Here is a 12305-nt window from a genome sequence, read left to right as displayed (position 1 = left end):
AAGGCCCGCCGGATCTGGCGGGCCTTCTTTCGTTTCCAGCCTACAGGGTCCAATCAGCCGGGCGTCGGTAACGTAGCGATCGCCTCTTCGTGTTCATCCTCGTCGGTCAGGATGCCGCTTGCCCGCAGCAGGGAGGTGAAGCGTCCGCCGCTTCTGCTCAGCTCGTCAAATGTCCCCATCTCGATGATGCGGCCATTGTCCAGGAAGATCACCTTGTCCGCGTCGCGGACCGTCGACAGCCTGTGGGCGATGATGAAGGTCGTACGGTTCTGGCGCAGCCTGTCGATGGCCGCCTTCACCCGGGACTCGGTCTCGACGTCGAGCGCGCTGGTGGCCTCGTCGAGCACGAGGATCGGGGCATTCTTGAGGATGGCCCGGGCGATCGCAATCCGCTGGCGTTCGCCGCCGGAGAGCTGGTTGCCGCGTTCACCGACCGCAGTATCGAACCCGGTCATCCGGCTTTCGATGAAGTCCGTTGCGGCTGCGGCTTCGGCGGCGGCGATGATCTCATCCTCGCTTGCCCCTTCACGGCCGAGGCGGATATTCTCGCTGATCGAGCGGTTGAGAAGGCCGGCATCCTGGAAGACCGTGGCGATCGCGTGGCGCAGCGACCGGCGCGAGACGGTGGTGATGTCCGTGCCATCTATGAGGATCTGGCCTTGCTTGGCATCGTGGACCCTCTGCAGAAGGTTGACCAGTGTTGTCTTTCCAGCACCCGTCGGGCCGACGATGGCCACCGTTTCGCCGGCGGCGGCGCGAAACGAGATGTCCCGCACGCCCTGCGACGCGTCGGCGAAGTCGAAGGAGACGTTCCTGAATTCCACATCGCCCTTGACGTTCTCCAGTTCGGCGATGCCTGCGGGTTCTTCCCGCTCCTGAACCGCGTCCTCCAGGGCATAGAATTCCTCAAGCTTGGCGCGCGCCTCGAATATCTGCGTGATGAACTGCCCCATCTGGTCGAGACGCCCGATCAGAAGATTGGCAAAGCCGATGAATGCAATCACCTCTCCGACCCGCAGTTCGCCCCGCTGCACCAGAAGTGCGCCAATGACCAGGATCACCATGAGGGAGACGGTGGAGGCGGTGCGATTGAGCGCGCTCGCCAAAGCCCACCAGTCGAGAACGGGATACTGCACCTTCAGCAGGTTTTTCGTATAGCCCTGCAGGGCCAGGGTTTCAGCCTCTATGCGATTGTAGCTGTGCAGCACGGATACATTGCTGATGGAATCGCTGACATGCGAGAAGACGGTATGATAATGCCCTTCGACAGAGGCCTGTCCCTCTTTCGTCCGCTTCATCACCATCCTGCCGATGAACCAGTAGAGCACGCTCAGCACGAGCAGGACCAGGCTGAGGCGGACATCCATGGAGAACGCCGTCGGGATCAGCAGCAGCAGTGCCACCGCCGTCGCCAGGTGCGTTCGCATGAATTCCAGCCATAGGCCGAACAGTGTCTCGCTGGCGCGCAGCAGCGTATGAAGCGCATTCGAGGTACCTCGGCGGTGGTGCCAGGCAAGCGGCATCGATATTATGCGCCCGAACGCCTCGGTGAGCAGCGATGCGCGCCGCCCGTGTGCGAGCCGATCTGCCTGCCGAGCCACCAATACATAGGCAACCGTGTTGAACACGCCGAACCCTGCCCAGAGCATCAGCACCGGTGTGACGTCTCCTCCCGACGAGATCGCGTCGATGATGCGCCCGAACAATATAGGTTCGGCGATCGTGATGACAGCCAGGATGATATTGGCGATCACGACGATGGTCACTCGGAAGCGATGCTCCGCAAGGTATCTGAGAGCTCTCGTATAAACCTGGAACAGAGTCACCCGCCGAAACCTCTTCTTTTTGTCTGTCGTTGCTCTGCTGCCTGAACCTTGCGATTTCGTCAACGGTTGTGGCAGCAGCATGGCAGTGCCAGCGCACAACGCCTCTCCGGGGGAAGGTTTCCCAACGCGAGGACTCTTCGGCGCCCGCCTGTGTCGAGTTGTTTGACACCTATAGCAAGATCTAGCGATGTGACTTCAACTATTGATAACCATGACTGCCTGATCATCAGGTTTGGCAGGAGGTCAACAACTTGAAGCACATTGAACTTCGATTTGAAGCTTGGGGACGGTCGTGAGCGTTCATCTGATCATGCAGCTTCTGGTCGTCGCGGGCGAGACCAGAAACGCAGACGAGCTGACCCAGCGTCTCGAGACCCTGCTGGATGTCTATGGCTTTGGCTTCTATCGCCTTTCTTTGCAGCCAAGGGTGCAGGGTCCCGACCGCGACCTCGCGCTTGCAGCCCGGTGGCCGAAGGGTTGGGCTGAGGTCTACAGGTTGAAGAAATATGCCGTCGTCGATCCCACGGCAAGAATACTGCCCCTCGCTCAGCGGCCGTATCGGCTACGCGACGCCATCTCGGCTCTGAGGAGCGAGCCGCATCGGATCAAGATGCAGCGGATGATACAGGATGCGGCGCGTCACGGCATGAGCGACGGCTACTTATTTCCGGTGCATGGGCGAACCGGCTTGCTCGGGAGCCTGTTGGTAAGCGGAAAACCTGTCGATCTCTCCCCCGCCGAGGTGGTCCTGTTCGATGCCGTGGCGCGCACCATGTTCTGGCGCTATCTCGAATTGCGAGGATGGGCATCAGAACTGGAGAAAATTGGGGCCGTCGAAGCATCTCTGACAAAGCGGGAGATCGACGTTGTCACACATCTGGCGGAAGGACGGACCTCTCATGAGATCGCACGTGAGCTCCAGATTTCAAACCATACGGTCGACTGGTACATCAACGGGCTGCAGGACAAGATGAAGGCCAGAAACCGGCAGCATGTGGTGGCGCTGGCGTTTCGTCGCGGCCTTGTCTCCTAGCCGAAGCTTGCAGTTGCACCACGAATGGGGAAATTGACTTCGTCTTCCAACTCGCTAGGCTCGCTTTGCAGTGCAGCATGGCTGTGGTTGATGGAGGAGATCTACCTTGCCCATTTCGAAAATACTCGTCGCCAATCGATCTGAAATCGCAATCCGCGTGTTCCGGGCGGCAAACGAACTTGGCATCAAGACAGTCGCGATCTGGGCGGAGGAGGACAAACTCTCGCTGCACCGCTTCAAGGCGGACGAAAGCTATCAGGTGGGTCGCGGGCCGCATCTGGATCGAGATCTGGGGCCGATCGAAAGTTACCTCTCCATTCCTGAAGTCATCCGGGTTGCCAAGCTGTCTGGAGCCGATGCCATTCATCCGGGCTACGGGCTGCTTTCGGAGAGTCCCGAATTTGTTGAGGCCTGCAACGATGCGGGCATCATTTTCATCGGTCCAACCGCCGACACGATGCGCAAGCTGGGCAATAAGGTCGCTGCCCGCAATATCGCGGTGTCAGTCGGCGTGCCGGTGGTGCCGGCGACGGAACCGCTGCCTGACGACATGACAGAGGTCGCCCGCATGGCGGCCGAAGTCGGGTATCCCGTCATGCTGAAGGCTTCCTGGGGCGGAGGCGGACGCGGCATGCGCGTCATCCGCAGCGACGCGGATCTCGCCAAGGAGGTGACCGAGGCAAAGCGTGAGGCGATGGCGGCCTTCGGCAAGGACGAAGTCTATCTCGAGAAGCTCGTCGAGCGCGCCCGGCATGTGGAAAGCCAGATCCTGGGCGACACGCACGGCAATGTCGTGCACCTTTTCGAGCGAGATTGCTCCATCCAGCGGCGTAATCAGAAGGTGGTGGAGCGGGCGCCGGCGCCGTATCTGAACGAAGCGCAGCGCAAGGAACTGGCGGATTACTCGCTGAAGATCGCCCGCGCGACCAATTATGTCGGCGCCGGTACAGTCGAATATCTGATGGATTCCGACACCGGCAGATTCTACTTCATCGAGGTCAATCCCCGCATCCAGGTCGAGCATACGGTGACCGAGGTGGTGACCGGGATCGATATCGTGAAGGCGCAGATCCACATCCTGGAAGGCGCTGCGATCGGCACCGTGGAATCCGGTGTGCCGCGCCAGGAGGATATCCGGCTCAATGGGCACGCCCTGCAGTGCCGGATCACCACCGAGGATCCGGAGCAGAATTTCATCCCCGACTACGGCCGGATCACCGCCTACCGCTCTGCAGCCGGCTTCGGCATCCGGCTGGATGGCGGCACCGCCTACACCGGAGCGATCATCACGCGCTACTATGATCCGCTGCTGGTGAAGGTGACGTCCTCCGGCAGCACGCCGCAGGAAGCGATCAGCCGGATGGACCGCGCGCTGCGCGAGTTCCGCATCCGCGGCGTCGCCACCAATCTTACATTTCTCGAGGCGATCATCGGCCACCCGAGCTTCCGCGACAATTCCTATACGACGAAGTTCATCGACACGACGCCCGAGCTTTTCACGCAGGTGAAGCGGCTTGATCGCGCGACGAAGCTTCTGACCTATCTCGCCGATGTCGGCGTCAACGGTCATCCGGAGGCACGCGGAAGGCCGATGCCGCCGGCGCAGGCGCCAAAGCCGGTCGTGCCCTACATCGACAGCCCCGTGCCGGACGGGACGAAGCAGATGCTCGACAGCCTCGGGCCTCGCAAGTTCGCGGAGTGGGTGCGAAGCGAAAATCGCGTCCTGATGACCGATACGACGATGCGCGATGGGCATCAGTCGCTATTGGCGACGCGCATGCGGACCTATGACATCGCCCGCATCGCACCCGTCTATGCCCGGGCGCTGCCGAACCTCTTCTCCCTGGAATGCTGGGGCGGCGCCACCTTCGACGTCTCGATGCGGTTCCTGACGGAGGACCCGTGGGAGCGGCTTTCGCTGATCCGTGAAGCTGCGCCCAATCTGCTGCTGCAGATGCTGCTGCGCGGCGCGAACGGGGTTGGCTACACCAATTACCCCGACAATGTCGTGAAGTACTTCGTCCGCCAGGCGGCCATCGGCGGCATCGATCTCTTCCGTGTCTTCGACTGCCTGAACTGGGTCGAGAACATGCGGGTGTCGATGGATGCCGTGCAGGAGGAAGGCAAGCTTTGCGAAGCCGCCATCTGCTACACCGGCGACCTCTTAAACAGCGCGCGTCCGAAGTACGACCTGAAATATTACACGGCGCTCGCCAAGGAGCTCGAAAACGCCGGGGCGCACATCATTGCCGTCAAGGATATGGCCGGGCTGCTGAAGCCGGCCGCTGCCCGCGTCCTGTTCAAGGCGCTGCGCGAAGCCACGGATCTGCCGATCCATTTCCACACCCATGACACCTCCGGGATCGCGGCCGCCACGGTTCTGGCGGCGGTCGATGCGGGCGTCGACATCGTCGATGCGGCCATGGACGCCTTCTCGGGCACAACGTCCCAGCCGTGTCTCGGCTCGATCGTCGAGGCCCTCTCTGGTGCGGAGCGGGATCCGGGGCTCGATCCGGAATGGATCCGCCGCATCTCCTTCTACTGGGAAGCGGTGCGTCATCAATACGCGGCATTCGAGAGCGACCTCAAGGGGCCGGCTTCAGAGGTCTATCTTCACGAGATGCCGGGTGGCCAGTTCACCAACCTGAAGGAGCAGGCGCGCTCGCTGGGGTTGGAAAGCCGCTGGCACCGGGTTGCGCAGACCTATGCGGATGCGAACCAGATGTTCGGCGATATCGTCAAGGTGACGCCGTCGTCGAAGGTGGTGGGCGACATGGCGCTGATGATGGTGAGCCAGGACCTGAGCGTCGCAGACGTCGAAAATCCTGCCAAGGACATCGCATTTCCCGACTCTGTCGTGTCGATGCTGAAAGGCGATCTCGGGCAGCCGCCCGGCGGCTGGCCGGAGGCACTGCAGAAGAAGGCGCTGAAGGGCGAGAAGCCCTATACCGACCGGCCTGGGGCGTTGCTGGCGCAGGCGGACCTCGACGCCGAACGCGCCGCGATCGAGACGAAGCTCGAGCGCCCGGTCAGCGACTTCGAGTTTGCCTCCTATCTGATGTACCCGAAGGTCTTCACCGACTTTGCCCAGGCGATCGAAACCTACGGCCCGGTCTCCGTTCTGCCGACGCATGCCTATTTCTACGGAATGTCGGACGGTGACGAACTGCTGGCGGACATCGAGCGGGGCAAGACCCTTGTCTTCGTCAACCAGGCCACCAGCGGCACGGACGACAAGGGGCTCGTCACGGTCTTCTTCGAACTCAACGGACAGCCGCGGCGCATCAAGGTGCCGGATCGCAGCCACGGGGCTGCGGGCTCGGCTGTACGGCGCAAGGCCGATATCGCCAATGCCAACCACCTGGGTGCGCCCATGCCGGGCGTCGTCTCGACGGTGGCCGTCTCGGCAGGCCAGACGGTGAAGGCGGGTGATGTCCTGCTCTCGATCGAGGCCATGAAGATGGAGACGGCCCTGCATGCCGAGCGGGACGGCACCCTTTCCGAGGTGCTGGTGCGCGTCGGGGATCAGATTGATGCAAAGGATCTGCTTATCGTCTACGGAGACTAGTTGCTGGACAGTCACAGGCCTTCGTCCCCGAACATAAATTGTGAGGGGGTGAGAGATGGTTGTCGCTTGCTGCGTTCAATCGATTTAAATAAATGTCGCGACGGTTCTATGGAGAGCAGATCATGGACATGTCTCGCGGCGAAACGGCTGGCCTGCGGCCGGGCTACATCACACGGGAGAGAGTGGGTGTCGCCCTGCTCTTTCTGATGAACGGATTCCTGATGGGCGCCTGGGCACCCAAGATCCCGGAGTTCGCCAGCCGTCTCGGCCTGACGGAAAGCATGCTCGGGGTGATGATCCTGGTGTTCGGCCTGGGGTCTCTGGTGATGATGCCGATCGCCGGGAGCCAGATTGCCCGCTTCGGCTCAAATCGCGTCTCCCGCGTTACCGCACTCTGTCTCGTGCCGACGCTGCTCCTGCTCACCCTAGCTGACGGGATATGGTTCGGAGCGGTTGCGATCTTCGTGTTTGGTGGTCTCATCGGCGCCATGGACGTCGCGATGAATGCCAATGCCGTGGCCGTCGAGAAACACATGCGCCGGGCCATCATGTCGTCCTGTCATGCATTCTGGAGCCTGGGCGGACTTCTGGGTGCGGTCACGGGCGGTTATCTGATCGAGCGCCTCGGGGTGACGGGGCATGCCATCCTCGCTACCATCCTGGCGGCACTGATGCTGGCTGCTGCCTGGACGGTCGTCCTGCGCGATGCGCCGCATCCGGAGGAGGTTCACGAGAGAGCGCGCCTGCCCCGCACCGCCCTTCCCTGGCTGATCGGCCTGATGGCACTTTTCTGCATGATCCCCGAGGGCGCCGTCATCGACTGGAGCGCACTCTACCTGCGCCAGGAACTTGGCGCCTCGGTAACCGCGTCCGGCTTCGCCTTCGCGGCCTTCTCGCTCACCATGGCCATCATGCGGTTTGCAGGCGATCTCGTCCGGGATCGTTTCGGCGCCGTTCGCACTTTGCGCGTCTGTGCTGTCATCTCGGTCATCGGCCTCGTGACCGCAGGTTTTGCCCAGACCGGAACCGTCGCCATCCTCGGCTTCGCGCTTGCCGGCATCGGCATTTCGAACCTCGTGCCGATCGTCTTTTCGGCGGCCGGTAACCTGCCTGGCCTGCGGCCGGGCGTCGGCCTCTCCGTGGTCACGACCATGGGTTATTCCGGCATCCTGCTGGCGCCCTCCGCCATCGGCTTCATTGCGGAATACAGCGGGCTCGCCATCATCTTCGCGGCTCTTTCGATCCTGCATCTCGTCGTCCTGATGCTCTCGCCGCTGGCGCGGCATGCCGATGGCGTGCATCATGAGCAGGATGGGAAGCCAAGCTGAGAAGTGAGAAGCGCCGAGGTTGACATTAGCCAAGGCATCATCCACCTGAAAGGGACGTTTTCAGACCAAGAGAGCCCCATGTCTGCACCGATCGAGCATGATCCGAAGCCGCGCCGCGCAACAGTCGCCGTCGATGTCGGCGGGGTCATCGTCGGCGGCGGCGCGCCGGTGGTCGTGCAGTCGATGACGAATACCGATACGGCGGATGTGGATGCGACGGTCGCGCAGGTCGCCGCGCTCCATGCGGCCGGCTCCGAGATCGTCCGCATCACGGTGGACCGCGATGAAAGTGCCGCGGCCGTGCCGAGGATCCAGGAGCGCTTGCTGCGGCTGGGGCTGGACGTGCCGCTCGTCGGCGATTTTCATTACATCGGCCACAAGCTGCTTGCGGACCATCCGGCCTGCGCCGAGGCGCTTGCCAAATACCGCATCAATCCCGGCAACGTCGGCTTCAAGGACAAGAAGGACAAGCAGTTCGCCGACATCATCGAGATGGCGATCCGCTACGACAAGCCGGTGCGCATCGGCGTCAACTGGGGATCGCTCGACCAGGACCTGCTGACGACGCTGATGGACCGCAATGCACTGGAAGGCTCTCCGCTGTCCGCCCGGCAGGTCATGCACGAGGCCATCGTGCAGTCGGCGCTGATTTCGGCCGAGCTCGCCGAGAGCATCGGCCTGCCGCGCAACCGCATCATCCTGTCGGCCAAGGTGAGCCAGGTGCAGGACCTGATTGCGGTCTATTCGATGCTGGCAGAGCGCTCGAACCACGCCCTGCATCTGGGCCTGACGGAAGCCGGCATGGGCTCCAAGGGGATCGTCGCCTCGTCTGCCGCCATGGGATACGTGCTGCAGCACGGCATCGGCGATACGATCCGTGTATCTTTGACGCCGGAGCCGAATGGCGACCGTACCCGCGAGGTGCAGGTGGCGCAGGAGCTGCTGCAGGTCATGGGCTTCCGGCAGTTCATCCCGGTGGTGGCCGCATGCCCCGGCTGCGGGCGCACGACCTCCACGGTCTTCCAGGAACTGGCGCAACGGATCCAGGACGACATCCGCAAGAACATGCCCGTCTGGCGGGAGAAATACCCTGGCGTGGAAGCGCTCACCGTCGCCGTAATGGGCTGCATCGTCAATGGTCCCGGCGAGAGCAAGCATGCCGATATCGGCATCTCGCTTCCGGGGACCGGCGAGTCGCCCTCGGCACCGGTCTTCATCGACGGGCAGAAGGCCATGACGCTGCGGGGTCCCAATATCGCCGGTGACTTCGAGCAACTGGTCATCGACTATATCGAGCAGCGTTTCGGGCACCGCTCCGCGGCCGAATGAACGCCATTGACCCGATGTTGCCGCAATTTATGGTGAATGACGATTCACCATAGACGACGGGGACTTCGATTCGGATGATCAAGAGACTGGCACTCGTCGCGCTCTGCGCGACCTATCTTTCCGCCTGCACCACCACCGACCCTTACACGGGCGAGCAGAAGGTATCGAACACCGCCGGAGGCGCGGCGATCGGTGCCGGTCTCGGCGCACTCGGCGGCCTCGTGGTCGGCGGCGGCGACAAGGGCCGCAATGCGCTGATCGGGGCTGCGATCGGCGGCCTCGCCGGCGGCGCCATCGGCAACTACATGGACCAGCAGGAGTCGGAACTTCGGGCGCAGTTGCAGGGAACGGGTGTTTCGGTGACGCGCATGGGCGACCGCATCGTGCTCAACATGCCATCCAACGTCACCTTCGCCACAGACCAGGATCAGGTCATCCCACCCTTCTACCAGACGCTGAATTCGGTGGCGCTCGTCCTCAGCAAGTTCAACCGGACGCTCATCGACGTGAACGGCCACACCGATTCCACCGGCAGCCTGGCCCACAATCAGGGCCTCTCCGAGCGGCGTGCCGCCTCGGTTGCCAATTATCTCGCCAGCCAGGGCGTCGACCAGCGCCGCATGTCGACGCTGGGCTTCGGCCCGTCGCAGCCGATCGCATCGAACGCGACTCCGGACGGAAGGGCGCAGAACCGCCGCGTCGAAGTGCTGATCGCGCCGATCTCGCAATAGTCGGACACTGCGTGACGGGCCGCCTCAGAGGCGGCTCGTCAGAAGCCTCAGGCCGGCAAAGCAGTAGAAGGCGGACATGGTGCCCTCGATCCAGCGGCGCATGGCGCGATAGGCGCGTACAGCCTGTGGCGTGGAAAAGAGCAAGGCGTAGCCGGTGAAGATCAGCAGCCCGGAGGACAAGCACAGGCCGATGATCGCAACGATGGCAGTCGTGGGGGCGGTCTGCGGAAGTCCGAGTGAAATGATCGCCAACCATCCGAAGATCGCCTTCGGGTTGGTGACGTGGATCGCGTAACCGCGCAACAGGAGCTGCCTTACGGAGCGGTTCCCGGTTTTCTGCGACAGTTCCAGAGCCTTGTCGCTAAGACGTGCCGATCTATAGGCCTTCCAGCCCAGATACAGCAGGTAAAAACCGCCGGCGATCTTCAGGATTTCCAGGGCGAAGGCGTAGTGTCGTAGCAATGCTGCCATTCCGAGAGCCGCTGCCGCGGCCCAAGTCGCAGATCCGCCGAAGATGCCGAGAGCGATGACGAGGCCGGCCCGGCGGCCCTGGGCGCTGGCGGTGCCGATGATGGCCAGAATGGCAGGGCCTGGACTCATGACCGCGATCAGATAGGCGACGTAGGCCGGCCAGATCATCGGAAGATAGCTCATCACCTCTGTCATCGGGGTCCCCCGTCAGCTCTTTCGGTCTGCGATGAAGTGTGCCGCGGCCTGAAGAGTGGCTGCCTTCTCACCGTATCCGGAGATCAGTTCGCAGGCCTCCTGCGCCAGAACGGCCAGCCGCTCTTCGGCCCAAGCCGCGCCATGGAGGGCGACGAGCGTGCCTTTGCCGCGCGCGGCATCCTTTCCGGTCGCCTTGCCCATGGTCGCTGCATCCGCCGTGATGTCGAGAAGATCGTCGGCCAGCTGGAAGGCCAGTCCGATCTTCTCGCCGAAGTCTCGCAGTCGCCGCCGGTCTTCCGGCCCCCGTCCCGCAACGATGGCGCCCGCCTCGCAGGCGAACCGCAGCAAGGCGCCGGTCTTCATCGCCTGCAAGGTGACGATCCCGGCTTCGTCCGGTGCCAATTTTTCGGCAGCGAGATCCAGCGCCTGTCCGCCCGCCATGCCGCCCGGACCCGAGGCGCGGGCAAGTGCCAGCACGAGCTCGGTCTTCTGGCGGTCAGCAAGCACGGTTTCGGGCGCTGCGATGATGTCGAAGGCATAGGTGAGCAGGCTGTCGCCCGCCAGGATCGCCGAGGCTTCGTCGAAAGCCCGATGGACGGTTGGCTGGCCGCGGCGCATGTCGTCGTCGTCCATGGCCGGCAGGTCGTCATGGATCAGAGAATAACAGTGGACGCATTCCAGTGCCGCGCCAATTCTGGCGGCAGCCTGCGGGTCGCCACCGAGCATTGCGGCGCTTTCCTGCACCAGGAATGGCCGCAGACGCTTGCCGCCGTTCAGCGTGCCGTGCCGCATGGCAGCCAGCAGCGTTTCCGGTCGGCTGATTTCGCCCGGCAGCCATGTTGCGGAAAGCAGTGACGCCAGCAGCGTTTCCGTTGCTTCGGCACTCTTCGTCAGGCGTGTTTCAAATTCGTGGATCGGCCCGGTCATGGCGGCTGTTTGGCATGCCGGACAGGACTGTGCAACGCGATTTCTCAACTGCCAAGAGTTTTGGCGGCCACTGGTCATCCAGGCCGCCAGCGGCTAAGAAACGGCAAAAGCGAGAGGCGAGCGTGGCGACAGAGCCTGAAGATGACGTGGTAGAGGGTGATGCCGACTTGACCCGCAGCAAAGGAAGGCCGTTTTCGCGCATCCTGCGCCGGCTGTTGCTGATCGGCCTTGCGGTGTTGGTCGCCCCCTATCTGCTGATCCTCCTCTATACGCCGGCCTTCGTGCATCCGGTTTCGACCCTGATGGTGCGGGACCTGGTGCTGCTCAACGGCTATGATCGCCAATGGGTTGCCCTTGAGGCAATTTCGCCCAATCTGGTGCAGTCGGTGATGATGTCGGAGGACGGGCAATTCTGTCGACATGGCGGCGTCGACTGGGGAGAGATGAAGGCCGTGGTCGAAGAGGCGCTGGAGGGTGAAAGCACCCGTGGCGCCAGCACTATCCCCATGCAGACCGTCAAGAACCTGTTCCTCTGGAACGGGCGTTCCTTCGTTCGCAAGGCACTGGAACTGCCCCTGGCAATCGCGGCCGATTTCGTCTGGACGAAGCGGCGCCTGATGGAGATCTATCTCAACGTCGCCGAGTGGGGGCCCGGCATCTACGGCGCCGAGGCGGCAGCCCGGCATCACTTTGGCGTCTCCGCTGCGGACCTGACGCGCCGGCAGGCGGCCCTTCTTGCCGTCTCACTTCCCAATCCCCTGACCCGCGTTGCCAGCAAGCCCGGGCGGGGCATGCAACGGATCGCTGGGGTTGTCGAGCGACGGGCACGGGGTTCCGGTGAGTATATCACCTGCATCTATGGGTGACATTCGGCCTTTTCATTGGTCGTCCGGCGCT

At 62.8% G+C, this 12305-nt stretch carries 9 protein-coding genes; 6 read left to right on the top strand and 3 right to left on the bottom strand.

Going from position 1 to position 12305, the window contains the following annotated elements:
• Positions 1 to 53 precede the first annotated feature (53 nt).
• A complete protein-coding gene (locus tag M1E10_RS07380; RefSeq protein WP_499175717.1) occupies positions 54 to 1826 on the bottom strand; it encodes a glucan ABC transporter ATP-binding protein/ permease in 1773 nt (590 codons plus the stop codon).
• Positions 1827 to 2118: 292 nt separating this feature from the next.
• Between M1E10_RS07380 and M1E10_RS07375 the strand changes: the two genes are divergently transcribed.
• From M1E10_RS07375 to M1E10_RS07355, 5 genes are all read left to right on the top strand, one after another.
• Positions 2119 to 2859, top strand: a complete 741-nt coding sequence (locus M1E10_RS07375) for a helix-turn-helix transcriptional regulator (protein ID WP_499175716.1) — start codon at positions 2119 to 2121, stop codon at positions 2857 to 2859.
• Positions 2860 to 2965: 106 nt separating this feature from the next.
• Positions 2966 to 6427: a pyruvate carboxylase gene (gene pyc, locus M1E10_RS07370; protein WP_499175714.1), complete on the top strand. Its 3462-nt coding sequence runs from the start codon at positions 2966 to 2968 to the stop codon at positions 6425 to 6427.
• A gap of 122 nt (positions 6428 to 6549) precedes the next feature.
• A complete protein-coding gene (locus M1E10_RS07365) occupies positions 6550 to 7755 on the top strand; it encodes an MFS transporter (protein ID WP_499175713.1) in 1206 nt (401 codons plus the stop codon).
• A gap of 78 nt (positions 7756 to 7833) precedes the next feature.
• A complete protein-coding gene (ispG, locus tag M1E10_RS07360; RefSeq protein ID WP_499175712.1) occupies positions 7834 to 9084 on the top strand; it encodes a flavodoxin/ferredoxin-dependent (E)-4-hydroxy-3-methylbut-2-enyl-diphosphate synthase in 1251 nt (416 codons plus the stop codon).
• 74 nt (positions 9085 to 9158) lie between these two features.
• The gene (locus M1E10_RS07355; RefSeq protein WP_499175711.1) at positions 9159 to 9815 is read left to right on the top strand and encodes an OmpA family protein; all 657 of its coding nucleotides are present in this window, start codon (positions 9159 to 9161) and stop codon (positions 9813 to 9815) included.
• Positions 9816 to 9839: 24 nt separating this feature from the next.
• Here the strand turns inward: M1E10_RS07355 and M1E10_RS07350 are convergent, their stop codons facing one another.
• Together M1E10_RS07350 and M1E10_RS07345 are read right to left on the bottom strand one after the other, a co-directional pair.
• Positions 9840 to 10481 carry a LysE family translocator gene (locus M1E10_RS07350; RefSeq protein ID WP_499175710.1) on the bottom strand — a complete coding sequence of 214 codons (642 nt, stop codon included), beginning with the start codon at positions 10479 to 10481 and terminating at the stop codon, positions 9840 to 9842.
• 12 nt (positions 10482 to 10493) lie between these two features.
• The gene (locus tag M1E10_RS07345) at positions 10494 to 11408 is read right to left on the bottom strand and encodes a polyprenyl synthetase family protein (protein WP_499175709.1); all 915 of its coding nucleotides are present in this window, start codon (positions 11406 to 11408) and stop codon (positions 10494 to 10496) included.
• A gap of 146 nt (positions 11409 to 11554) precedes the next feature.
• Between M1E10_RS07345 and mtgA the strand changes: the two genes are divergently transcribed.
• On the top strand, positions 11555 to 12274 hold the full coding sequence (gene mtgA, locus M1E10_RS07340; protein ID WP_499177114.1) for a biosynthetic peptidoglycan transglycosylase: 720 nt from the start codon (positions 11555 to 11557) through the stop codon (positions 12272 to 12274).
• The last annotated feature ends 31 nt before the right edge of the window (positions 12275 to 12305 follow it).

The sequence above is a fragment of the Rhizobium sp. PK7-22 genome, assembly GCF_056530405.1.
The sequence above is the reverse complement of the archived record's forward strand: the minus strand, read 5'-3'. Positions and strand labels throughout refer to the sequence as shown.

Coding starts and splice junctions, on each gene's coding strand:
- M1E10_RS07365 (WP_499175713.1), top strand. CDS start 6,550: ATGGACATGTCTCGCGGCGAAACGGCTGGCCTGCGGCCGGGCTACATC.
- ispG (WP_499175712.1), top strand. CDS start 7,834: ATGTCTGCACCGATCGAGCATGATCCGAAGCCGCGCCGCGCAACAGTC.
- M1E10_RS07355 (WP_499175711.1), top strand. CDS start 9,159: ATGATCAAGAGACTGGCACTCGTCGCGCTCTGCGCGACCTATCTTTCC.
- M1E10_RS07350 (WP_499175710.1), bottom strand. CDS start 10,481: ATGACAGAGGTGATGAGCTATCTTCCGATGATCTGGCCGGCCTACGTC.
- M1E10_RS07345 (WP_499175709.1), bottom strand. CDS start 11,408: ATGACCGGGCCGATCCACGAATTTGAAACACGCCTGACGAAGAGTGCC.